13 protein-coding genes and 5 pseudogenes are annotated in these 26,105 nt (G+C 36.9%); 1 reads left to right on the top strand and 17 read right to left on the bottom strand.

The window, feature by feature from the left end; translation table 11 throughout:
• Positions 1–1,599: 1,599 nt before the first annotated feature.
• The 7 genes and pseudogenes from IPJ02_08515 to IPJ02_08485 form a co-directional block, all read right to left on the bottom strand.
• On the bottom strand, positions 1,600–2,985 hold the full coding sequence (locus IPJ02_08515; protein ID MBK7375583.1) for a DNA mismatch repair protein: 1,386 nt from the start codon (positions 2,983–2,985) through the stop codon (positions 1,600–1,602).
• A pseudogene (dcm, locus tag IPJ02_08510) lies at positions 2,960–4,253 on the bottom strand (DNA (cytosine-5-)-methyltransferase). The gene IPJ02_08515 and the pseudogene dcm overlap by 26 nt, the downstream one beginning before the upstream one ends.
• Positions 4,243–4,572: a helix-turn-helix transcriptional regulator gene (locus IPJ02_08505; GenBank protein ID MBK7375582.1), complete on the bottom strand. Its 330-nt coding sequence runs from the start codon at positions 4,570–4,572 to the stop codon at positions 4,243–4,245. Before IPJ02_08505 ends, dcm begins: the two are co-directional and overlap by 11 nt.
• Positions 4,573–4,659: 87 nt before the next feature.
• Positions 4,660–5,109, bottom strand: coding sequence for a very short patch repair endonuclease (locus IPJ02_08500; protein ID MBK7375581.1), 450 nt, complete (start codon positions 5,107–5,109; stop codon positions 4,660–4,662).
• Positions 5,099–5,437, bottom strand: a complete 339-nt coding sequence (locus IPJ02_08495; protein ID MBK7375580.1) for a hypothetical protein — start codon at positions 5,435–5,437, stop codon at positions 5,099–5,101. Before IPJ02_08495 ends, IPJ02_08500 begins: the two co-directional genes overlap by 11 nt.
• Before the next feature lie 2,493 nt (positions 5,438–7,930).
• The gene (locus IPJ02_08490) at positions 7,931–8,773 is read right to left on the bottom strand and encodes a hypothetical protein (GenBank protein ID MBK7375579.1); all 843 of its coding nucleotides are present in this window, start codon (positions 8,771–8,773) and stop codon (positions 7,931–7,933) included.
• A gap of 247 nt (positions 8,774–9,020) precedes the next feature.
• On the bottom strand, positions 9,021–10,679 hold the full coding sequence (locus IPJ02_08485) for a DUF262 domain-containing protein (GenBank protein MBK7375578.1): 1,659 nt from the start codon (positions 10,677–10,679) through the stop codon (positions 9,021–9,023).
• A gap of 783 nt (positions 10,680–11,462) precedes the next feature.
• Between IPJ02_08485 and IPJ02_08480 the strand changes: the two genes are divergently transcribed.
• On the top strand, positions 11,463–11,660 hold the full coding sequence (locus tag IPJ02_08480) for a hypothetical protein (protein ID MBK7375577.1): 198 nt from the start codon (positions 11,463–11,465) through the stop codon (positions 11,658–11,660).
• 293 nt (positions 11,661–11,953) lie between these two features.
• On the opposite strand, the gene IPJ02_08475 is transcribed toward IPJ02_08480, so the two are convergent.
• The 10 genes and pseudogenes from IPJ02_08475 to IPJ02_08430 all read right to left on the bottom strand — a co-directional run bounded on the left by IPJ02_08475 (position 11,954) and on the right by IPJ02_08430 (position 25,213).
• Positions 11,954–12,400, bottom strand: coding sequence for a hypothetical protein (locus tag IPJ02_08475; protein ID MBK7375576.1), 447 nt, complete (start codon positions 12,398–12,400; stop codon positions 11,954–11,956).
• 273 nt (positions 12,401–12,673) lie between these two features.
• Positions 12,674–13,426, bottom strand: coding sequence for a hypothetical protein (locus IPJ02_08470; protein MBK7375575.1), 753 nt, complete (start codon positions 13,424–13,426; stop codon positions 12,674–12,676).
• A 228-nt stretch (positions 13,427–13,654) separates the two neighbouring features.
• Positions 13,655–15,997, bottom strand: a complete 2,343-nt coding sequence (locus IPJ02_08465) for a gliding motility-associated C-terminal domain-containing protein (GenBank protein MBK7375574.1) — start codon at positions 15,995–15,997, stop codon at positions 13,655–13,657.
• A 393-nt stretch (positions 15,998–16,390) separates the two neighbouring features.
• Positions 16,391–17,217 (bottom strand): annotated as a pseudogene (locus IPJ02_08460) (hypothetical protein).
• A 306-nt stretch (positions 17,218–17,523) separates the two neighbouring features.
• A pseudogene (locus IPJ02_08455) lies at positions 17,524–18,297 on the bottom strand (site-specific DNA-methyltransferase).
• Between the two features lie 4 nt (positions 18,298–18,301).
• Positions 18,302–21,222, bottom strand: a pseudogene (locus tag IPJ02_08450) (DEAD/DEAH box helicase family protein).
• Positions 21,223–21,820: 598 nt separating this feature from the next.
• A complete protein-coding gene (locus IPJ02_08445) occupies positions 21,821–22,186 on the bottom strand; it encodes a hypothetical protein (protein ID MBK7375573.1) in 366 nt (121 codons plus the stop codon).
• Positions 22,187–22,429: 243 nt separating this feature from the next.
• Positions 22,430–23,420 (bottom strand): annotated as a pseudogene (locus IPJ02_08440) (histidinol-phosphate aminotransferase family protein).
• A 294-nt stretch (positions 23,421–23,714) separates the two neighbouring features.
• Complete coding sequence (locus IPJ02_08435) at positions 23,715–24,284, bottom strand: DUF3997 domain-containing protein (protein ID MBK7375572.1); 570 nt, start codon at positions 24,282–24,284, stop codon at positions 23,715–23,717.
• A 101-nt stretch (positions 24,285–24,385) separates the two neighbouring features.
• Positions 24,386–25,213, bottom strand: coding sequence for a hypothetical protein (locus tag IPJ02_08430; protein ID MBK7375571.1), 828 nt, complete (start codon positions 25,211–25,213; stop codon positions 24,386–24,388).
• Positions 25,214–26,105 lie beyond the last annotated feature (892 nt).

The following is a 26,105-nucleotide window of genomic DNA, read 5'->3' as shown; positions in this document are numbered from 1 at the left end:
GAGATGCTTTAGAAAAGGGAATTACCTGCCAGGGCTCACTGCTGATTAACCAAAGAAAACAGCTTTTGAAAAGAAGTCCCTGAATCACCCCGTAATACTGTTAAAAGCTGAAAATCGTTCCGTTGTCCACCCAAAGCCGTTTAAGAAAGAGCAGAAACTACAACGACAGGTATTAACTGTACAGGCTTTACTTTCACTAAAGCCTGCCCCACCGCCTTCCAAAAAGAGATACCTGAAACAAAAACTCATTGAACACCGGTACTGCCGGCAGAAACCGGGAAGCATCAAAGAGAAACCACTGCCTGATGATCAGATTAATTTTCCAACCCGTCCGAGCCCAAAAGCAAAAGAAAGGGCAGGGATAGGAGAAAAAAGCCACTCACTATTCCAAATGTTTAAAAGCAGAAGGGATTAAATTCTTTCAGCCTGTCCCAACCGGAGAGTAACAAAAGCCAGAAGCGGCAGCCAAATTCCCTGAAACAACGGAACATTACCTAACCGGAAAGTATTAGAAACTGAAAACGTCAACACCCCGCACACATGAAAGGAAACTGATGCTGAATCTTTGGCTTGCGTATTACGTCGGGGCTTGGTGCAGTTGGGGAAGTCAGTGTTCCGTCTGCCTGGCCCGGGCTTGATATAAAGAAACGAAATTTTAAAATCAGTTACGAATCCATTTTAGCTCCTTCCAGCTCATAGCAAGTGATGACCAGGGGAACAAAAGCTGGGAGTTTATCGGTCAGGCCCCAATTGCACCAAACCCCCTGTTATACGCAGGCCAAAGTTGAGATGCCTGAGAAAACGCAATTATCAGCCTATAAACCCAACCCTCTGCTGATTAGCCAAAGAGGCCTGTTTTTGAAAAGAAGTCCGTGAATCATCCCGTAATGCTTTTAAAAGCCGAAAAGCGTTCCGTTGCCTACCAGCAAGCCGGTAAGGAAAGAGCATGAACCGAACCGACAGGTATTAACCGAACGAAATTTACCCCCGCTAAAGCCTGCCCCACCGCCTTCCAAAAAGAGGTGTCAAATGAGGGAGCTTTTAAACAACGGTGCTGCCGGCAGAAACCGGAAAGCACCAAAGACGACCACTAACTGATGATCTGATCAATTTTCCAAACCGTCCAGGCCCAAAGCAAAAGAAAGGGCAGGAGATAGGAGAACAAAGTCACTCACTGTTCGAAATGCTTAAAAGCTACTGGAATTACATTCTTTCAACCTGTCCAAACCGGAGATTAATAAAAGCCATATACGGTAGCCACATTTCCCGAGGCAACGGAACATTACTCAATCGAAAAGCATTGGGAACAGAAAGCGTAAACACCCCGCACACATGTAAGGAAATTGATCCTGGATCTTTGGCTTGCGTATAACGGCTAGGTATTGCCGAAGTGCAGGTAATAGAATTACGTCCGCCCCGGCTAACCGCTGCTGAGTAAAGATAAAAAAGATGATGATATGCACATAGCTAAATAGATAAGGTCAAGCTGGATATGCAGCCCAACAGAATTACTACAGTTGAAACACGGCTTCCGTCAGCCTGCATTTTGGCAATACCAATGTTATCGGCTGCCCTTCTTCGTCCCGAGTCAGTACTGCTTTATTTGAGATAAATTTCATCTCTGATGTAACTGCTATTAAGCCAAAAACAATGTTTAGTATAGTCTTTCAATTTTGAAACCTTATCCTTTGTCGGTAAAGGATATGTATCATTTGCATTTTGTGCATGGGGTCTTACATGAGAAACTGTGTTAAATTCCTTGTTTGGGAAATTCGTATAGCGAATTTTATTTACTACTTTTTCTACAATGTCGCCACTTGCAACTATAGCTTTTGTCTTAGCCCAAACTTTTTTTGCCTGTAAAATATCTTTATAAGGCATATTCCAAAATTTTACCTTTTTGAAAATAAGTTGTCCATTTGAAAATTGAAAAAATACAAAGAGGAACTTATGTTCTAGTAATTCTTTAAACTCCGAAGTTTCCCAGTCTTCTTCAATTAGTTCTTCATATTTAAAAGTTGGGAATGAAATATCTTCTTTCGGTAGGTTGTTTTCTTTAAGTCTTACAGTCTTCACTATTATTTCAGCTTTTTCAAACTCTTCAATTTCTTTGTCAAGTTCAACACCAAGAATCGCTTTGGTCAAACTTGCATAAAAGCTTTTCGCATTTACATTTAGTTTAATTCCTAATTTTTTAACTATTTGGTCAACTGTCAAGCCATAATAGGGTTTAAATTTCGATAAAACAATCTCCTCTAAGCTTTTCTTTTTAACTTCTGTACTAGATTTGATGAGTTTGCCATAAACACCTGTGGCTTCATTGGCGATTGAAGCGATTATATGATTAACATATCCTTGTTTCAAAGAATAGGCTCTTTGCTTTGCAGGTAATGGATTGTTAGGTTGTGGCCTTTCATTGCCACCTTTCCCTCCTTTTGTACATGCACCTAAGTAGAAAGTATCACCTTCTGATAATTCATGTGCCTTACCATCAGTGATTTTCTTTTTTATGGTTTCCCAATCTCTCTTAATAATTTCTAAATCATTAACTGGGAAATTCCATTCATCTACTAATTTGATGATGTAATCTAAAAGATTCTGATTGGGTTTGTGTAAATAAAAAATCAACAAAATATTAGCATTCTTTTTCCAAAACGAACTTGTTGCAAAATCTTGATTTACGACTTCGAGATAGTTTATAATATTGAGAACTAATCTTTCCTTGGAGCGAAACTCTTTATTCTTTAATTGTTTTAACGGAGAAGATTTAAGTTCAAGACCTATTTCGTTGAAATCTGCTTCTGATTCAGAGTTTGGCTCATATTGGAAGTAATACTTTTCAAGTATCTGTCCAAAATTTCCTTTGCCAGAATAAGTATGTTTTAAAATTGTTGAATCGCAGACCTCTCGAAGTGTTTTGTTTCTTAATTTTTTTGCGAAGGTTAAAACTGAACGTTTATCAGACTTGTTGTACAAGGGCTTCATTCTCAATTTTTTCCTTTAAAGCTAAGCCGATTTTTTCAATAACACCTACAACCAATGCATTGCCCATAAAGAAAGCCCTTTTTGTATCTGAAACGCCATCTAATTTTGTATGATTGTCTGGAAACATATTCAGTCTTTCAAGCTCGACAGGGGATAACCGTCTATACCCTTTTTTAGTTTGTATGACATGCTTAAACCTTGAAGGAGATGAACCTCCTTCACCAGTAATGATAGTCCGTGATGGTTTGTTTAGTGAGTCAGGAAATACCATACCGCCCTCGCTGTAATTGTATTCAAACCCGTCTGTGTTTACACGGATTTCTTTTTTGGGACCTTTTAAATAGCGCCATTTATCGAGGTCTTTGTCATTAATGTAAAACTCTTCGGTAACTTCACCGTTTTGAATTATGTCTTTAAGTACAATCGCTTCACCATAGAACTCTGGAATGGTTTTTAATGTAGTTACAATACCTTAATCATAACTCCACTATTTTCAAATATTGATGCTCCGCCATTTTATTAAAAGAAGAAGATATTTCAACAATATCACCATTCAATTCAAATTCCGTGGGGAGAACCAACTCGTTTGAAGTAACAGGAAAGGCAGAAGCAAGAGTACCTTCATTAAGTATCCAATCTCTGGAATTACATCTTTTGAGGTCTTTGTATATGGATGTTGTTTTTAGGTATGCTAAAATGAAAATTCTTCTTCTTCTTTGTGGCATTCCATAATCAGCCGCATTGATTATTCTCCATTCAACTGCATAGCCAAGGTCATCTAAGCTTTTTAAAATTATTGCAAAATCTCTTCCTCGTTGTTTAGATGGTGAAATAAGTAAGCGGTCAACATTTTCCAAAAAAATGTACTTTGGCTTTTTCTTTTTTTCGCTTAATATTTTATGTATTGACCACCATAACACACCTTTTTTGCCGATTAATCCTTTTGAATTTTTTAATGTAGTTGCTACGGAATAGTCCTGGCAAGGGAAGCCGCCGACTAATATGTCGTGGTCAGGGATTTTTGTTACGTCAACAGTTGTTATATCCTCGTTGCTGTGTCCATCTTTGCCAAAGCGTTGCTCATATACTAATGAGGCATGTTGTGTTTTTGTCGATGGTTCCCATTGGTTACTCCAAACAACTTCATATACTGGCTTAACGGATTTGGTATAGCCCGATGAGGCGGATTTCTTTTTCCATCCTTCTAAACCTAGTCTGAAACCACCAACTCCTGCAAACAGTTCTGCAACTCTAATTTTATTTGGCATTGTGATTGGTTTTTAAGTATTCAACTTTATCTTCCGCAAGTATGAACGTATCTAAGTCTGCCTCTTCTTCAAGTATCTTATAAGCAAATTGGTCACTCAGCAGCTCTTTCAATAATTTTTTTTCATCGATTTTATAGAATGCAGCTAATTGTTTAACCTGTTCCTTTGTTGCTTGCCTTTCATTGCGTTCAATTTTGCCAAGCAGAGAAGTGTCGATACCAATGCTTGTTGCTACTTCTCTCAAAGGAAGGTTTGCCTTTTCCCGTATTGTTCTGAGTTGCTCTCCAACTGTCGATATGTTTTTTTTGGAAGATGCCATTTGGGACATATTTTGTCCAAATGTAGGGGAAGGAATTGAGAAGGACAAATTTTGTCCAAAATAGTTTTCAACATGGGGTTAACAAAATCAATATCTGATTTTGTGTATTATCGAATTTAGTGTTTTATCAACTTTATGTTTCTTTAACTGGCATTCCCAAACAGTGATTACTTTCCATTTCATTTTTTTCAACTGCATAATCTTTTCCTTATCCCTTCTCACATTATTTCTAAATTTATTTTCCCAAAAATGCTTATTCTGTTTAGGTAATTTATAATTACAATACGGACATCTATGCCAAAAGCATCCATTTATAAAAATTGCAACTTTTCGTGAAATAAAACAAACATCTGGCTTTCCCGCAATCTTCTTTGGGTGAATTCTATATCCCCTTAGTCCATTTTTCCAAAGTAACTTTCGCAAAAGCAGCTCAGGCTTTGTATCTTTTGCTTTGTTGCTGCTCATGACTTTTGAAACATTCTCACTTGAAGGAGTTGGAGATCTTTTATCTCTTACATATATTTTTTTATCTGCCATTTGGAACGAAACGAAAAGCCGCTTTACCAATCTCAATTCCCCAAGGAAACATTCTTGCTGCAAAATAACCAATAGGCATAGCACCTCCTAACAATTCTGTTTGAAATTCTTCCTTTCGAATTATCCTGCTAAACCAACGGTCTCCTCTGTTAGCCTCTTCGCATAATACAAGGCCAGCAAAAGTTAACGCAAGAATTCTCGCTGGTATTAATCCTTGTTTAGTTAATAATGGTTGGTAAGAGGAATTATTGAAATCAGGTAAATGCTTATTAACAATAAGAATTACTTCATCGACTAAGGACTGTAACGTAGGGGGGAGTAAAGCCATGATGAGTTGTGTCACTGGACAAAGTCGAAACATCGGGTATATTGCCGAGTATATTGAATGAAATGTCTTGAAATAGTGGTGTCAAATCAAAATTCCTAGTACCAGCCCATTCTATCAATTTATCAACAATTTCTAAATGCAATGGTGCATTTACAATATTATGTTGGGGATTTTGCAATTCTAAAAACAAAGAATGTTGGTGTATTTGATGTGTGTCGCAAAGACCACTAGTTCTGTTTCGTCTTATGGCTGTAGTACAAGCTGAAAACCGACAAGCATTACTACTCTTGTCATAATTTAGTTTATTATTATTTAAATGAAACCGTGTCCCGGGAGCAACCAAATCTCTGATGATAATCTGCCATTGGGAATTTGGGTCAGTAATAGATGCAGTTGGAATCGTTGGCATATTAAGTAAAGTGTCGTTTTAATTATTTTAGTTTGTCCAGCAAAGTAAGGTAAAAGATGAATCTTAATACTGCCGCCGATAGGGTTGCCGATAACGTCCAGGGCTTGGCGTAGTTGGGGAATTGTCCCTGTGTCCGCCCACCCCGAATTTTTATTGAAGAAACGAAATTAATTTGATTAACGAAAACCAGCCAGCGGCACTGCGAGCGTATGCAAACTGCCGCTGGCGGATCAGTTAACGGTCAACCCAATAACCGATGCCCGGATATATGCTGCAGTTGAAAGTTTTTCCGTCCGCCCCAATTACGCCAAACCAATGTTAGCTGCCGTTTCTGTAGATAAGCAAGCTAAGGACAACACATAGAATGGGCAATAAAATCAGAACCCAAGAAAGTACATGATCAAGCCAAGAAGGGTTTGTCGCTATATCTCTATTCCATGAATGCCCTTTAAAAAATATGCCCTTATGGTATGAGATATATGTAAATCCCTTATTCAGAAATTCTTCTTTTATTTTACCCCGTTTTATGAAATAGGAATTTGCAAACCGATATGTTAGTTTAACCAAAAGCAAAAGAAATGCGTAATACAAAATTCCTAAACTCATAAGAATATTTTCCACTTGTTCTCCTTTTGCAGAAATTATTAGTATTAAGGTAGTCGCAAAAACTGCTAGAATGAAAAGGAAGATAATATTATATTTTAAATAAAAAGTCTGGGTGAAATAATATTGAAGAAGAAAGTATGAATAAATAAGGCCAACAAGAATAAAAAATCCAGAAAGATTCATTGCTTAAAATTAATTGGGTGTTACTTGAAATGGCAGCTAACGTCCGGGGCTTGGCGCTGTGGGGGGATTAACCCTTGTCCGCCCGGTTGTTGATTTATATAAAGAAACGAAATTTTTAAGTAAGCTAAAAGGCTTTTAAGTTAACGGTCGGCCCATATCCAAAGCCCGGATATGCACAGAAGCTGAGATTTTACCGGTCGGCCCCCATAGCGCCAAACCCATGTAATACGCAGGCCAAAGTTGAGATGCCAGGGAGAACGGAATATTCTGCCCGATCACCGAAGCCCACTATAAACCAACTCATGAAGGCCATGCATAAAAAGAAGTCCCTAAATCTAAACCCGATACTGTTAAAACCCGAAAACTGTTCCGTTGTCCACCCGCAAGCTGGTAAAGAACGAGCCAGAACAGAAACGACAGGTATTAACTGAACGGAATTTACATTCACTAAAGCCTGCCCCACCGCCTTCCAAAAAGTGATACCTAAAACAAAAACCTATTGAGCAATGGTACTGCCGGCAGAAACCGGAAAGCATCAAAGAGAAACCACTGCCTAAGGATCTGATCAATTTTCCAAACCGTCCGAGCCCAAAGCAAAAGAAAGGGCGGGAGATAGGAGAACAAAACCACTCACTATTACAAATGCTTAAAAGCTGCCGGAATTAAATTCTTTCAACCTGTCCCAACCGGAGAGTAACAAAAGCCAGAAGCGGCAGCCAAATTGCCCGAGGCAACGGAACATTACCTAACCGAAAAGCATTAGGAACTGAAAACGTCAACACCCCGCACACATGAAAGGAATCTGATGCTGAATCTTTGGCTTGCGTATTACGAACAGGGCTTTGTGCAGGTTGGGAATTAGTATTCCGTCTGCCCGGAACCGCTGCTGATTGAAAAACTGATGATGAAGATAACAACAAAAAGCCAAATAGCATTCCGTCTAGCCCGAACAAAAGCCAAATAGAATTACAAAAAGCTCATTGTTATTCCGTCTGCCCAACTTGCACAAAACCCAATGTTGGCAGTAGGCTTGTCGTGTCAACTTGAAAGAAGGCTAATTAAATACAAGATGCCCAAAATAATAATTGTCCAACCGAAGCAACCTAAACCAAAAGAACTTGTATTGTCAGTATGAAAATTCTGTGTCGGAATATGTTGCTGAACTATTTTCTTTTTTGGTGTTACCTTTTTGGATGTTGTTTTTATTTTATCCTTTACAACTGGTCGAGTACGAACTTTTTTTTTAAATTGAAAGATGTGAATTTATCGCCTGTGTCTAACCAACTAATTGTGCTTTAGATTAAATTTTTAGTTCCCAATGTCGTATTTACAACTTTTAAATTTGACGATTTTGGATTTGTCAAATTTTGCATTGGTATTAGCCACATTCCTGCACACTTAAATTTTCTGTCAAGGGCTACAACTATTAAATAGTCGGCTGATTTACCAACTAAATTATTTAATCGTCTTGTTTCACTTACTCTGCGTCCACTTTCGTAAACTCGTCTTGTTTTGATTTCAAAAGTTAACCCACTTTTATCTCTGGCATCAACACCTTTTTCATTTTTGCTGTCGCTAATTTCTAAACCTAATCGTCTGCAAGCATAAAACTCACCAATGTCACCAACTATTCGCCTGCTTCTAATAATACCACTTTCTTCAAGTTCATCATAAGCTTTTGCAAATTCATTTATTGCTTTTCTTTCTACTGCTGGAATTTTAATTTCGGACTTATCAATAATTTCAATTCCTGAATTCATTAACGATGAAGTAATAGAAATTTGGTCTCCTTTAATTTTGCTTGACGGTATTCGTAGAATTTTTATCGGATTGTATTGTCTGTCAAAATAAACGACTGTAAGAAAATGAAAAGCAGTTGTGTCAAGCTTTGTAATGTTGTAATTAAAATTATTATTTGAAACTACTTTGGCTTTTACTTGGTAATTATTGCCTAAGTCGCAAACACCGTCCACGGCTCTTGTTACTCGATTTGATTTCTTTAGTTTGAAATGTTTGCAAACAATATATTCTCCTATTTCGCCTGTGAAACTGTCTGTCGTGGTAATACCTAAGTCAAACAGCCTATCGCTTAGGTCTGCAAATTTGTCAAGTAAAAGGTCTTGTTTTTTTGTGAACATATTTTGAAACGCAGGGTCTGTCTAAGCTTACTGCCAACGGACAGGGCTTGCCGAAGTGGGGGCAATAGAATTCCGTCCGCCCCGGCTACCTGCTGCTGAATAAAGATAAAAAGTTGATGACATATTCTAAAGCTAAATTACTAACGTCAAGCTGGATATGAAGCCAAATTGAAAAACAAAAAGCTGAAACACGGCTTCCGTCTGCCCCCATTTTGGCAAACCCCATGTTGCCTGCTGTGTTTCTTCGTCACAGATTTGAAGTGTCAAAATACTTTTTAGCAAACTCCGAAATTCGTTTGTGTCGCTCCGCAATTTCATTTTCTGTCCATACATTATGTTCTCTTATTTCAGTGTAGCTTGAAAGTGCTGTGTCCTGAAATAACTCACTTTTTTTGTCAAACGACTTGTTCCCAAACTTACTGTTTTGGCTCTGTGTCAATAATGCTAAGTTGCCTGCAAGTTGAAGAAAGTTCTTTTTAAATTCTTCTGTGTATTCTTCGTCTGTCGGATTTTGAGGCTTAATATGCTCAATTGTATAACTGTTATAAAGGTCTTTGTCCAACAATGCACCAGAACGATTTTTAGCTCTCAAACTGTTTTCATACTGCCAAAGAATAAACTTGATTGTATTTCGGTTATAATGATGCTTTTGATTATCAAAGTAGTTGTTTATGATATTCTTGAAGTAATCATTGTTGTTCCAGTACCATTGAAAACCAAAGTCGGTAGAATGTTTAATGTCGTGATATAATCTTTCAATGTCGTAGCCATTAGTTTTTCTAAAATAATGCTTAGCAAGTGAGGGTAAATTATCAGTTCTGTAATCGCCTAACTTCAATTTAAAGCATAGAACTTCTAACAATTTTAAAATCTTGTTGTATGTCTCGCCTTTGTTGTCCCCTTTGTTGAAGAGTACAAGTAAAATCAGCTTCCAGTTAGCCTCGTTGCCAACAAAGAAAAGATTTGTGATTTCAGGCTGCCTTTTATTGCTTACAATACTTTTCGCACTATGCGAAAGTTCTACGAAATTTTCAAAAAACAGCTTTATCCATTCCGTTTTGTCTGCTGTTTTGTTTAGCTTTTCTTTTATGGCTTCAATATTCCCGTTGATATTGTAAAAGAGGTTACAGCAATTATCCAAAAGTTCGTTTTCTGTAAAATAGCCTTCAACTGCTTCAATGTATCGGTAAGTTTTGGAAATGATACTTTGAATTTCCGCAATGTCATTGTTTGCTTGTTTGTTGTCGTGGCTTTGAATATATATTTGATGCATTAAGTACGCCTTGATTACTTCAAATCTTGAAAGTTCTTTGCCACGATTGTTTTGATATTCAAAAACCTGGGTTGCTTCAACCTTGTTGGAAATAAAAAAAGTGCTAATTATAGCGTTTTCTAAAGTCTTTTGAATTAAGTCAAGAGTTTCGTTGTCAAGCTTAGTTAATTCAGTTTCAAAATAGTTGAATGCTTCAATTATTCTTCGTTGCGATATGGTTTCAGTGTCGTCAATGATAGAGACCAAATGCTTTTGAGTAATTTTTTTGAAAATCACTTGGTCGTCCTCAATAGTTTTGAAAACGTCGGTCAAGTAGATTTTTTTTATTGCTTCAATGCTTTGTCCTTTGCTTGCATTAACTTTTGCAACTGCTGAAAGAAATAAAATAGTTGTCGTTAATCGTTGTTGTCCGTCTATGATAAAAAGAGTAGAGCCATCTTTTTCAAACAAAAACTGTCCTAAATAATACCGTTTCCCTTTTTGTTCTAAAAGGTCTTCAAGGAATTGCGAACATTGTTTGTCTTCCCAACTGTATGCTCGTTGATAAGCAGGTATTCTGATAGTTTCAGAAGATTGGAAAAGCGATTTTATACTTTCTGCTGTTTTATTTTCGGTTGCCGTAATTGTTTCCATTTATTGTGGGTGTTGAAAATATCAAAGGCGGCGAAGCCGCCTTTGAAAAAATGTTTTACAATGCTGGTTGGTGTCTTTTGGTGGGGCTTTTAGAACAAGAACCTGAACATAAATTTGTAAGACTTGAGTATTTACTACCACAACACTTACAAACGTACTGCGACTTTTCACTGCCTTCATAAAGTCCATGTTTGTTGCCTTCTGGATTTTTAGAACAAGAGCCTGATGTCAAGTTTGAAACGCTGGAATATTTACTTCCACACCATTTGCAATAGAAATTTGCCATAATTATTTAAGGTTTTGGTAGTGCTTACTCTGTTCGGTTTTCAGCTTCGCCGTCTGTCTGTCAATGTTGTGTAGGGTGTCGCTCTAACATAGCAGGCAACGTCCAGGGCTTGCCGCAGTTTGGGTATTCGTTGCTGTGTCAGCCCGTTGACGATGCTAATTAAAGAACGTAAACTTTATTGACAAAACCAAACTGAGCCTGTGCACTACGAGCGTAGCAAACTGCGCAGGCGAATTAATAAACGGTCGCCCCCATAGCCGATGATTCGTAGCGATTTGTTGCTGAAGTTTGCTGGTCATTCCCAAATTGCGGCAAACCCCATGTTGTAGGCAGGGCGTTTTACAAGAAACTAGTCTTAAATCACAACAGCTTTAGATGCTAAAAAATATTTTCGATGTGTGAATATAGTACAGACCAATCTTAAAATCTCCAACCCTAGCAAAACCCAAAATATGATTTTATATGCCTCTGAAGAATTGTAAAATAAATGACTTAGCATGAACAAGAAACCAAATGAAAAAACTACAAATGCTAACCGAAGCGGAAATTGTACGTATGTTAACCAAAGCCCGGCCTTTTTTTGGCTTATCAAAAAGTATGCAGAAAAGAGTAAGGAAGGATATAGTAAGACACTTGCAGTTGTTGTCAAAGGAAATTCACTCCAATCTATTGTTGGCGGAATGATGTGCTTATAACTTCTCACTAATGTAATGATGTCCAGCAAGCCAAATATTTGTAAAAGTCTTTTCATTTTGATCTGTCGGCAGCCTTGCCTACAACGGGCAGGGCTTGCTGCAGGGCTGGAATTCATTGCTCGTCCGCCCGGTACCGCTGCTGATTAAAGATATAAAAGTACAGGTTAACAAACAAAAGCTCAACAACGATAGTCCAGCCCAGATGAAGCACAACAGCGATATAATGACCATTGCTCCAATGTCCAGCCAGCCTTGCAGCAAACCTGATGTTATGTGCAGTGGAAGCAGGATACTTAATCTGTCAGATGTCGTTTCGTTTCAAGTGTGCGACTGTATTCCCAAACATTGTTTTTAAAAAGACACTCAACAATCCACTCTCCAGAAAATACATAAATGCTGGGGGAGTGCTCATACAATTCTTTATTAGTTTCGTTTAGACTAAGCTTAATAATCATTTTGGCAGTGTCTACCTGTAAAATATCCAAATCCAATCTGAAAACTTTTCGGTGTGTCAGTATATTTCGAAAATTAGATTCATTTTTTACAATGACGACAGGCTTGGAATGGCTGCCGTTTTGGTCAGAAATAACAAAAGACTGTTGCCCATTTTTGATATAATATACAGTGTCAATAGCTGAAATTGTCCCGAAAGTTTTATTAATTAACCTCTCTATTGGCAAATGTTGAGCATTGAGTTGTCCGCTAAGAAAGAAAATTACTATAACAAACAATAATTTCATTTTAAGTAACATTAAGGGTGAACGCATAAAGAGCTTGAAATGTCAAATACCCATTGCACATAACGAGCGGGGCTTTATGCAGCTTGGGTATTTGTTGCTGTGTCCGCCCCGGCCTGGATGTAAATTAAGAAACGGAATTTGTATTTAAAAACGAAAAAATGCAAAGTAAACGGTCAAGCTAATAGCCAATGATTGGTAGCGGACTGAAGCTTAGAAATTGCTGGTCAAGCCCAAGTTGCATAAAACCCAATGTTGTATGCAGTTTATTCAAAACTAATGTCCTTTGCAGCCTTCCCAGAAAACAAATTTCATGTCTTGATTTATTGCATAAGCATAAGAAGTTTTTTGACCGTCTTCTTTGTTATTTATTCTTATCAAATAACAGGCTTTCCCATTTTCAATCCATTGATTTTCTAGTTCGATTGTGTCCCCCTGAAAATTTATCTTTTTAGATAATCTAACTTTTTTACTTTTTTGGAACATCTTTTTTGTAAAAATCAATTTTGGGGTATATATAGCTTGGCTTTCTTCAATTTGGTTAAGACTATCCATACGAGCCTCATAGGTAGCTTTGTCTATTCTTTGATTAAAATAATCTGAAAATAGCTTTACAACAGGTTCGGATGGAGCCGGGTTAGAATTTCCTATTTCAAATAAGGAGTCATTTCGGTAAAGAAATTCTGTTTGATGATACGTTGAAACATAGATGCGACCGTCATCGTCAATACTCTTTATAAATTGAGTTATTCCAAAGTTAGAATTATTAATAACATCCTTAAACGCTTCTAGATCTTGATACCAATCCATAGCAGATGTCCAAATTTTAATGGTATCTCCAAAAATTCCTTTCATAAACAATAAAGAGTCGCAATTGTAATAAACCTTGAAGCCGGGAGGAGGAATTACTGTATTTATTTTGATTTCTCTTTCTTTAATGAAGTTAATTGCTGAATCAAATTTTAATGAGTTTTGTGCAGATAAGAAATTTGCTAGCACTAAGGATAATATTAGGAGACGAATTTTCATAAAAATTGCATACAACGTTCGGGGCTTTATGCAGCTTGGGTATTTGTTGCTGTGTCTGCCCCGGATTGGATGTAAAATAAGAAACGAAAATTGCATTTAAAAACGAAAAAAATGCAAAGTAAACGGTCAAGCCCTTAGCCGAAGATTGGTAGCGAACTGAAGCTGAAAAATTGCTGGTCAGGCCCAAGTTGCATAAAACCCAATGTTGGGTGAAGTAATAACCGTATTTTATTTTAGTAATAGAAATGATCCCGTTTCAGTTTCATCAATTAAGCCGTTGATATTATATGAGCAAAACCAGACATAACATCCACTCGGCTGTTGCTTATTTTTGAATTTACCATCCCAACCTTTCAAGATATTAGTCGATTCGAAAACAACTTCTCCATATCGATTTAGGATACGAATATTGTACTTAAGAATATTCCCATAAACCTTAGGCTTATAAGTATCATTAATACCATCTCCATTTGGGGTAAATGCATTTGGAAAATAAATAGTACTTACACACTGCTTTGTACGAATAAGAATAGAATCCCTTCCAGTGCAGTTATTAGTATCTGTAACTTGTAGCCAATATAAGCCTGGGTTTTTAATAAGAATTGAAGGAGATATTGAATTTGTGTTCCATAAATATTGAAGAAATAATTTGTTTGCGAAGAGCGTCAACTCGCTATTAACACAAATGATAGTATCGGAGTTAAGGAAATGTGCTGGCATCTGGTTTAGTTTAATAATTATGGAATCAGTTGAAATTACGCCACATTGATCTGTTACAATTACTTTATATATTCCTGAAGTATTAGCAGTGTAGCTGGAATTAATCGACCCGTCTTGCCACAGGTACGAAATATATCCAGGCTGAGCTTTTATTACAATTGAGTTTCCAGAACAAATCGATGTATCAGGCCCTAAATTTACTGGGGGATATTGCTTCAATGCCATTGTAATAGTATTGCTAGTTGCTGTGGGTGTGGATATACATGTGGCATTTGAAAGTATTGTACAGTTTATAATGTCTCCATTACTAATCGAATTATCTGTGTATATGGAAGAATTTATCCCAACTGGAGTATTGTTTTTTTCCCATTGATAAATCGGCGCCAATCCTCCGTTTGTAATGGTTGCTTTAAATATCGCTAGTTCATTTGGGCATACAGGATTTGAATTAGAAGATATAGTAACAGTAGGAACGGAAGGTATAGTAACATTCAAAATAGCGGGCATTGTAAAAATATTGGCACAGTTATTAATCACTACGCATCTGTAACGATAGCCGTTCATTGAGGTATTTGCCCCTGTAATATTTAGCACACTCGTATTTGTGCCAGAATAGATGCCATTATTAGATAAACCAGTCCAGCCTGTGCCTGTATCAATTTGCCATAAGTAGCCAACTGCATTTGAGGCTAACACTGAAAAGCTTGCATTGCCGGAATTGCAAATAGTTGCATTTGCCGGCTGCTGACTTATAGAAGCAGTTATGCAATCATTAATTTTTCTTATTACCCCATCTATATCGTCTGCAAAGTAAATGAAGTTGTTGTTATCAATACTTATTTTTCCTTGAGTTATATTCAAGGAAGCAAGAATGGCAGGACCTCCATCCCCTGTATACCCTACAGTACCATTGCCTGCATAAGTACTAATAATACCAGCTTGATCAACTTTTCTGATTACTATGCCATAATAATCACCAAAATAATAATTTCCTAAATTGTCTATGACCACTGACCCGGGGAATGCCAACTGAGCAAGGGTTGCAAGCCCCCCATCACCAGTATAACCCAATGTGCCAGTTCCAGCGATAGTAGTTATTATGCCAGCATTATCTACTTTTCTAATTCTGTGATTTCGAGCATCTGGTATAAGAATATTTCCAAAATTATCTATTGCCACATTGCACGGATAGTCGAGTTGAGCAGAAGTAGCTGGGCCTCCATCACCTGAATATCCCGAAGTCCCAGTTCCAGCAATTGTAGTAATGATTCCTGTTGGATTGACCTTTCTTATTGTGTTACACCCATAATCTGCGATATACAAATTGTTGAATTGGTCAAATGTCATCGCAGAAATTGCTCTGAACCGTGCTAAAGCTAGTGGGCCGCCATCCCCAACACCACAATTGGGCGTAATTTGACCCGAGACAGTTGTAATAATGCCTGCAGGGTCAATTTTTCTAATAAAGCTTCCATTTGCATCAGCGAAATAAATATTATTTACATTGTCAATAGCTATTGAATTTGGGTGATACAAAAGAGCATTAATAGCTAATCCACCGTCTCCTGAATAACCAGAGAGCCCAATTGTACCAGCAATAGTTGTGATTACGCCATTGATGTCTATCTTACGAATGGTGTTACTACCTGATTGTGCTATATACATATTACCAGCATTGTCAAAAGCTGGATAGCAATAATACATATCTCCAAGTTGAGCATTTATTGCAGGGCCGCCATCGCCAGAATATCCAATCACTCCCGTGCCAGCAACGGTGGTAATTACTTGCGCTTTTAGTGCAAAGCATTTTGCAAACAGAAAAAGTAATGCTAGATATTTGATAAAACGCATATTGTTAGCTTGTTCACGTTTAGTTAAATACTTATTTCACCCAACGGACAGGGCTTGCCGAAGTACGGGAATTAGTATTCCGTCCGCCCGGTACCGATGATGATTGAAAAACTGATGATGAAGATAACAAACAAAAGCTAAATAGATATTCGTCTGCCCGATATGAAGCACAATAGAATTACAAAAAGCCGAAGATAACTTCCGTCAGCCCGTATTTTGGCAAACCCCCTGTTGTACGTTCGCCCTATCTCCGCTGTCATCTATAATGTGGGTCTGTGTCCACCCGTAGAGTGTTGCCTGTGCGTTGGCACAAGGCAGGCTCTTTTGCAAGGTTGGCTTTTGTGTGTCGGCTTTGTGTGCCTTGCAAATGTGCCTGGCTTGGAGCGTTGGCTTCTAAAATACAATTTTCACGTCTTCTTTATAGTTCTGCAATGTTCCATTCAAACTTGCTGTCCAACCGTCAATAAAGACTTTGCCGTTTTTGATAGCGTTTGAATAATCATCACTGGTTATTTTTTCGCTGTTGGTTATGTAGTAATGGTTGCCGATTTTGTAAATGCAATCTTTCACTACTTCTTCAGGAACTTGTGTTGGCTCGTCTAAACCAACGGTGAAAATCATATTGTAAATGCGACTTAAAGCATCAGTTTCATTTTCAGTAATTAAAATTTGCCCTTTTTCATCCACTTTCAATTTTGGTGCTTCAACGCTGTCAAATACTTTAAAACCAATATCAGGAATTTGCTTTTTATCTTCTTCGAATAATTCGTTTTTGTTGTTTTCAATTTCTACGTCTTTGGTGATTTTTTCACCTGCACGTTTTAATCGTTCTATTGTGATACTTGAAATTACTGGCTGTAAATTGTTTGTTATACAAAAGTCATACGCTTCTTTCTTCTTTACTGGGTCAATTGGTTCATCAATTTGACACAATATATATCTTCTGTTTCCACCGTCTTTATTTAACTCCATAACTGCGTGACCTGTTGTTCCTGAACCAGCGAAAAAGTCAAGTATTATTTCGTCATCATTTACTAGAAAATTGATTAAGTATTTTACTAGTGAGACAGGCTTTGAGAAATCGAATATCTTACTTCCAAATAATTCCTCAAGCTGACTTGAAGCGGTTTCGTTAGTGTCAATATTTCCGTTCTCTTTATCCAATAACGGATTGATTATTCTATCTCTAATATAATTTGTAGGAGTTTTATAACTCTCATCTTCAAACCTCTGAAATCTAATTGAAAATTTTGGGATTTGACAATGAATGTTGTTCCTTTTGTTATTTCTGTATCAAGAAATGATTGTTGCCACTTAAATCTACCTTCAATTGATAAGTCTTTGTTAGATACATTATTTTTAATTTCAATTGATTCTAAAAGTTTGATTCTATGATATGTTCCTGCCTCATAAACTCCATCTTCCAAATTAAATTTAACTTTCTCTTTTGGAATGACTAAACGACCAACTTTGTTGCCATCATTTAATAATGGTTGGTCGCCCCCATCAAGTTCTTCACCAAAATATTTGTAGCTATTTTTATTTTTTTCATAGCATAATATATACTCGTTTGTCTTCCTTGATTTATGAGACAAAGCTGGAGGAGTTGCTGTCTTCGTCCAAGAAAATATTTCAACAAAATTTTCTTCGCCAAATACATCGTCACAAAGTAGTTTTAGGTTTGCTTGTTCATTGTCGTCAATACTTATAAAAATTGCTCCATCTTTACTTAATAAATCTCTTGCCAATAAAAGACGTGGATACATAAATGCTAACCAACCGTTGTGGCTCTTTTTCGTTTTAAAGCTAAAATCCATACGAGCAAAATCACTTTCGCTTACGTTAGCCAAGCCCAAAACTTCCGCTTCTTCTTTGTCAAATTTGTCAGGGTAAACAAATTCGTCTTTTTCAGTATTGTAAGGTGGGTCAATGTAGATACACTTGACTTGTCCGCTGTAATGGTTTTTCAAAATTCTTAAACTATCCAAATTGTCGCCTTTTAACACCAAGTTTTCTGTTGTCTCAGCATTTTTACTCAATGTGGTATTGAGGTGTAATTCCTTTTCTGTTTTTTGGGCATATTTCGCTCTGGCAAAGTTTCTGCCCACAAAATTTAATCCGTAACCGTTTACTTTTTCGTCAATTGGCAAACCCAAAACGGTTTTTAGTTCCTCAATGTTAATTTCGGTGTCTCGTATTACGTTAGGGTAGTTCACTTTCAGAAAACTCAATAGTTTGTTTTCGCTGGTTTCTGAGCCAACAACTGTAAATCCTGCTTTTATAAAATCTTGTTCTGCCATTGTCTTATGCGTTGTTTATCAATGCTGCTAATTGTGTTTTATTGATACGTTCTTTGAATGAAATTTTAATGTTTTGGTCTTTGTAGTGTTCGCCTAATGCCTCAAAATATTTTTTAGCAAAGTCAATTTTACCTTTTTCATCTATGGGTATTGCTGTTGACAATTTGTAACCTTTGGCTTCCACTACAAGGAATATTTTGTTGCCTTCGGTGCTTTTGATAGCATAGCAGAAATCGGGATTATAATCCCCTAATGGAGTTTTGATTTTCAGGCGTGGAAGTTTGCCGAAAATTTCAATACTGTCAATGTCGGGGTCTTGCTCCACAATTTCCAATTCAAAATCACTGTCGTATTCAATCACTTCTTCAAATACCCATTTTGTTTTCAGCGAAAAGTCGTTTGCAATTTCCTTTTGGAATTTGCCAACGCTTCCTGTGTCTAAATAGGTTTTTCCTTTTTCAGTTTTAAATACATTTGGCAAAACCGTTCCGTTAATTCCGTTATACTTAATGTTTGCTTTGAGCATTGCAACTAAGTTCTTGTTGATTATTTCGGAAATTTCCTTTGTGCCTGTTCGGGATTGTTGCAAAGCATTTTTGTTTTGAAATCATCACTCAAGGCATTGAAAACCTTAACCACAAATGAAATAGGCGTTTTGGTGTTGTTGGACAAAGTGCGAACCAACTCCAAATAATCAACTTTACTTTTGTATGAAACTGTGTCGGTTAGTTTTTCTGTAATTGCTCCCTGTTCGCCAATCTTGTTTACGTTTAGTTCTGCACGAATGGTCTGCAACAAAATTTCCTCAATGTTTACGGCTTCTATTTGCGTTTTAATGTTTTGTATCAATTGGCTTTCTTGTTCTTCACTCAAAGTTTCTAAAACATAAAAAGCATTTTTGTTGATAGCGTTCCAAAGGTTTTGAAACTCTTGCAAGTGTGTTGCCTTTATGAAAACTTTCTTTTTCTCTTTTTTCTTCTCGGCTTTCTGAACATAAGTGTTTGTGTCGGTTGCAAACAAGCTTTCAATTGCTTTTACTTGTTCTTCGGGCAAATTTTGTTCTTTCAAAATCGAAGAGAACTCAGGCGATTTTTCATAAATCTTTTGTCCATCAACAATTGCCCTGCGAACAATCATTTTCTTGTCCTTCAACACATCATCAACCAATGTAACGATTGTGTCATCATCAAAGCCTGACTTTTCTTTAAGTGTTTTAATCAGTTCCTGCTCTGTAAATGTTTCAGAAATCAGGAAAGAGTTACTTAAAATTTCATTTTGAATTGCCTCAACAAAACCGTGTTCTTTGCTTGAAACAACTACATCAAGGTTGTTGATTTTCCAAAATTCCTCTTGGTCGTCATTTAGATTTTTCAGTGTGTATCGTTGCAAGTTTTGGTTTACGCAAATGCGTAAACCACGCCCAATCTGTTGCAGTTTTGATATTTCGCTTCCTTGATTGGATAGTTTACAAATAGTAAAAACATTCGGGTTGTCCCAACCTTCTTGCAAAGCCCAAATTGAAAAAATGAAACGTGAAGGGCTTTCAAACGAAAGTAATTTCTTTTTGTCTTTTAGAATTTCATCAACTCCTTCTTTTACTTTATCGTCAGCGTTGCCTTTGTCGCCCGAAAAATATCCTTTGTGAACCTGCAAAGTGTTTTCGCTGTCAAAATCGTTTTGCAAGAATTTATAATACTCACTCGTTTGGTCAAGTTTGCTTACAATTTCGGAGTATTGCTTTTTATATTCTTCTTCAAATATGTTTTTGACTTTCGGATTTTCGCCACGAAACAAACTGGTGTCAGCTTCCATAAAAAACAAAGTGAGTGCTTTTACGCCTTGCTCAAACAATGTTTTTTCTTTCTCAAAATGTATTTTGATTGTTTCTTTAATCATTGCCCGCAATGATTCGTCCGACAAAGAATAATCAACTTTTTCAATGGTGTCGTCCGCTAAAACAATGGTGTCTTTGTTTATTTTCTTTATGCTTTTACCGTTAAAAACTGCCCCAACACCTAATTCACGTCTTGCAATAATTCCGTTGGTTAATGTGCTTACAAAGGCTTTATTAACTGTTCCAACTTTTTCAATTCCAATGAGTGTATCTGTATTTTCAATTACGTCTTGCGTGTAAACCACTATTTTCTTTACCAAGTTTTGTCGGAAAGAAGAAATGCTATCTAATACATACGCAACATTTGATAAAGGCAAACTGTCTTTCTTCTTTGGAAATGTTGCTCCAAAACGCAAATAGAAATTGGCAAAACCTTCAAAATATGTTTTGAAAGCATTGCCTTCAAAGCGGTGAGGTTCGTCCATTATCACAATTGGATTTAAGCGTTTCAAACATTCCAAATACGATTTTGGCGGTTCCTGATTATTTACGAATAATTCAGGTGCGTTCATTTCTCGTTCCAATGGACGATTTAGAATATTATCCTTGCTGTTAAACGAGCTTGGTGTCATTACCAAAACGGATAAATGCGAAGTACCGATAAATTGTTTTACAGCAGAAATGTTTCCGCCCTCGTAAACAAAGGTTTCTATTTCCTTTTCTTTCTCGTTGGCGTAAAAACTTTTAAAGTAATCTTTTGTGTCTTCTAAGTTTGTTTTTGTTCCCTCACGGATTGGAACGGTCGGAATAAGAACGATAAATTTTTTGTAGCCGAAATGCTTACTCAGTTCAAAAATGGTTTTTATAAACGTGAAAGTTTTACCCGTTCCCGTTTCCATCATTATGTCAATGTTTTTAGTGTCTTGAACCGGAAAATTGTATTTGTTCTTTTTATGGTGTGCCGTCAGCACATCACCAAAATTTGCTTTTTGGCGAAGGCTTTCAAAAAGACTGATAATGTTATTTACGCAGTCCTCTTGATAGGCTTGTATTTCATATTGAAACTGTTTTGTTTCTGTTTTTGTCGTCATTTATTACTTCTATTTTCCGATTTTCGAAGTTAAGCTATAAAACTGTTGTTCAATTAGTTGTTAATCAATAATTCACCTGTCCACCTCCAGGGTGGTGGGTGGGCATGGTGTGGAGTAAAGATATATTACTGAAGTACATTGTTACTGATGATAGAAATTCGTCAGCCGGGGTGGGTGGGCTGTGCGTTGGCATTTTTAGCTCTTTGCAAGGTTGGCTTTGTGTCGGGGTTTTGTGTGCCTTGCAATGTGCTAAAAATAGCGTGGGGTCGTGTCGGCAAAGTCATGTTAGTTTGAATTTAAGTAGGATGCTGTTTAGGGTGACGTACAACGTCCAGGGCTTGGCGTAGTTGGGGAATTAGCCCTGTGTCCGCCCACCCCGAAATTTTTATTGAAGAAACGAAATTAATTTGATTAACGAAAACCAGCCAGCGACACTGCGAGCGTAGCCTACTGCCGCTGGCGGATTAGTTAACGGTCAAGCCGATGACCAATGCCTGGATATAAACTGCCGCTGAAGCTTTTTCCGTCCGCCCCAATTACGCCAAACCGATGTTAGCTGTAGCCTTGCTCGTCAATTATTAATGAATGTGTCTCACAACTATTTTCCAAATCTTATATCAGAAATATACCAGTTGTCAATTGTTCCTTTTATTTCAACCGATGGCCCACTTGTAATTTGATCATTAGGGTTGAATATTATGAAAGTCTTATTGTCTCGTTTATCTACTTTGTAGTTTTTGTCATTTTTAAAATGGTCGAAAAAATCTATTATTTGTTTTAAAGTGTCACCTTGCCCATTTGTTATTGAATATAATGCCTCTGTTGAAAATTTACTTTGAACATAATCGATTGTCAGTGGTTTGGAACTTATGTCTTCATTAACCTTTGTCCATAATTTATTATTCCTGCAAGAGGAGGAAAGAATTAATAAAATTAGAAAAAGAATAAATCTATTTTTTAGCATTTGAATAAGATAACTGCTGATGTTCGTAAAAGGTTACAGCTAACGGGCGGGGCTTTGTGCAGCTTGGGTATTTGTTGCTGTGTCCGCCCCCACCACAATGTAAATTAAGAAATGAAATGCAAAAGCCAAACGAAAAAATAATTAGTTAACGGTCAACCCCATAGCCGATGATTGGTAGCGGACTGAAGCTGAAAAATTGCTGGTCTTGCCCAAGTTGCACAAAACCCGATGTTATGTGCAGTTTTATTCTATCGTACTTATGAACTTTTGCATTTCTTGCATTGTCCCAACTGTAATTCGTGTCCACTTGCCTTGTTCTTCGTATATTTTTGTTCCGATTATATTGTTAGTCTTTAGTTGTTGAAAAAAATCTTTTTTATAGTTTGTCAATGAGAAGTAAATGAAGTTTGAATAAGAATGAATGCAAACAAGATTTAATTTTTCAAGTTGTACAATTGTATATTTCCTTGCTTTTTGATTTAATGTATAAGTTTCTGATACAAATTTTTCGTCTTTCAAAGATGCTAATGCTGCCGCTGTAGATGGTACACTAATACTTCCATTTACCCAAGATTGTAGTTCGCTAAGTTGTTCGAGAGTTTTGGTATTTGCAATGGCGTAGCCAATTCTTGCACCTGCTAGTTGCTTTCTTTGTTGCATCGTTTATAACATATATTAGTTTGTTCCTGTCGCAAATTGTTCCTGTAGGATTGTTTGGATTACATACATAAATTAATTTTGTGTCTGGCTTAATAGAGTTAAGCATAGCATCTAAATCAAGTTTTTTGTCTGCGGTTAGTGGCACTGTAATTTTTGTGAGCCCTAACTTTTGGGCTGTGTCTGTCCAATAAGCATAGCTTGGATCTGCAATAATAAGACTGCCTTTTTCTAATGCTGAAAATCTGGCAACTAAATCTATAATTTCTGTCGAACCTGCACCCATTAAAATATTGTCAGCAGTAACATTATTCTTTTTGGCAAGTGTGTCAATTAGTTCTGTGGTAAGTTGCCAATTATATCTGTTGCTAATATTTATATTGTCAATCATTGCGGTTCTTGCCAAAGGAGAAGGTCCATAAGGATTTTCGTTTGAGTTTAATTTAATTGGCAAGTCGTTGGGACTAAATTTAAAAAAATCCTGTGCCGGTGATGCAAAAGATTTAAAGTTTGCAAGTCCGATGCCAGCAACACCTAAACCAATTTGCTTTAGCCAAAGTCTTCTATTCGGTTCCATATTGTCATTTTTAAAGTGTCAATAAAATTATGCGAAAGAGTTGTGAGGTGTGCGTTAAAAATTGCACATAACGGGCGGGGCTTTGCGCAGCTTGGGTATTTGTTGCTGTGTCCGCCCATGCCCGGATGTAAATTAGTAAATGAATTGCAAAAGCCAAACGAAATTTCGTCTGCCAAACGGTCGCCCCCATAGCCAATGATTGTTAGTGAACCGCTGCTGAAGATTGTTTGTCCAGCCCAAGTTGACGCAAAACCCGATGTTGGCTGCAGGTTTAGTTGATTAAACGTGCTTTTGTTAATTTGATTGAACCTTTTTAAGTTTTAATTTAATGTCTTTAGCAAATAATAATTGAACAAAATTTGTCGAATCGAAAGGTCCGAAAACGTGTGCCTTGATAACGTTAATTGTACTGTCGTTGTCTTGTATGATTTTTACTTTGAAACTTTTGTCAACAATCCAATATCTATTTTCCGACGTTTGTCTTGATGCAGAAGATTTAGCAATAATCCATTTTGAGTTATATGCATATTCGGTAACTGTCATAGGAACGATTTCGATACCTGAATTTGAGCATGATTCTTCGGAATAGAGAACCCTTCTGTCTACGTTGTCATATTCAGATAAATAAAAGTTATTCCCCAGGCTTTCTTCTTTTATAAATGGACAACAAGAATTGTATAAAAACTGTAGTCCGAAAAGAAGTAACATAATTTTTATTTGCATCAAATTGTTGTTGTCAATTTCTGATTTTGGAACAGGTCGGAAAACTTGCAGCCAACGGGCGGGGCTTTGCGCAGCTTGGGTATTTGTTGCTGTGTCCGACCCCGCCACAATGTAAATTAAGAAATGAAATGCAAAAGCCAAACGAAATTTTGTCTACCAAACGGTCGCGCCAATAGCCAATGATTATTAGCAACCCGCTGCTGAAAATTGTTTGTCTTGCCCAAGTTGCACAAAACCACATGTTAGCGGTAGTTTTTAAGCATATTTTTAATATCAGTGATTAAAGAATTGGGCTTTATTGCTTCTTTGTCCTTAATAATTAGTGACAAATGCGATTTTGGAATAAGTAATGTTTGTTTTAAGCTATCTTCCATGTACAAATAATTATTATCCTGAAACTTAATTACACCAATTTTTACTGTGCTGTCACTCATTACTATTTTGGCTTTCATTCGGGTAAGTCCAAAAAAGGTATAGTTTACATTTTTTAAAAGCGTCGTTGGAAATGTAGCACTAGCGAGAAGCAAGGAAATAACTGCTGCAACAAGCAATTTTTGCAGTGATCCTTTAGAAAAATATACAATAATCATTAGAACAAATACGCCTGGAAAGACCAACATAAAAGAGCTATCATAAAATACTGCGAAAGCCACACCAGCTAATGTAATTATTAACTCGCTTAAAATAGGAAAAGGATTTATTTTCTGCGCATTGATTTTAGATTTGGGATTGATTAAGTATAGAAAATAATACGCCACTAAAAAAATCATTATTATAGATGATACTTTAGTTGAATCTTGACTTAATATGTACATGAAAAATGACAAAGAAATAGCCCAAGAGAGTTTGGGTGTCTGCTTTGCGCTGTAACCAAGATAAAAAGTTAAAGCGACAAATGTGGAGACAAATAAACCCAAGCCAATTATTAGAATTAACGAAGGGTCAGAAAATGGTATATCGTTATAGTTCGTATAAAAGTAAAATGTCAAATACCCAATTAAGACTATAATGAATGACGCAACAGGCCAATAGGCGATTAAAGCTGAATTATCTTTCAATTTTTGGATCATAAACTTCAATTAAAATTACCGCTAACGGTCAGGGCTTGGCGCAGAACGGGAAATCGAAGTTCGTCCGCCCCAGCACTGAAGTTAATTAAAGTAACGAATTTTTAATGACAACGTAAAGCCAATTATGGAAATTGGCCGCACGATTGTGACTGAAGTTCAATAGCGATCAAATGTTGACGCAGCACTTCCGCCCGTTTTGCGCCAAACCCCTTGTTGTATGTCAGGGCAAAGATGAGCTGTAATTAAAAAATGAAAACTCGTCGCCCAGGCACCACCCAATTTGTAAAAGAGATATTAGGAACCGAAAATTTATAGAATGTAATTTGTAACACAATCGAAAAGCTTTTTAAAAAATGTGAACAGTTCCGCCGTCCACCCCGGAAACTTAATTGAAACATAAAAGCCTGCAAAACGGTTTTAGAAAACGGGTTTTACAAAGAAACGTAAACTGCCACACCGCCTTCCGTAAAAGCTAATTAAAACAAAAAGTCCCTAAACCACGGAATGAGTTAAATAAAATTAAGCCTAAAAGGCGGTAGCCGCTGTTTGTAAAAAACGAAAAGAGTATTTTTTGATGTCAAACCCAACAGAAAGCGAAAGTGGCAGAATTTTAAAATGAAAAACACTCACTCGTCTCAAATATTACGGAACCGAAATATTCAAACTTTCCACCTGTCCACCAAAAGCGAAACGCAAAAACCTGAACTGAATTTACCTTTTGCCTGAAACCGGCGGAACATTTGCCAAACGAAAAGTTTTAAGAAACGAAAACAACCACCGTGCAGATCAATAGAATGTCAGAACTTAATGCTTTGCCTTGCATACAACGGGCGGGGCTTTGCGCAGCTTGGGTATTTGTTGCTGTGTCCGCCCATGCCTGGATGTAATTTAG

The organism is Chitinophagaceae bacterium (assembly GCA_016710165.1).
In the GTDB taxonomy this organism is placed as follows: Bacteria; Bacteroidota; Bacteroidia; order Chitinophagales; family Chitinophagaceae; genus Ferruginibacter.
This window is presented reverse-complemented; position numbering and strand designations above follow the sequence as displayed.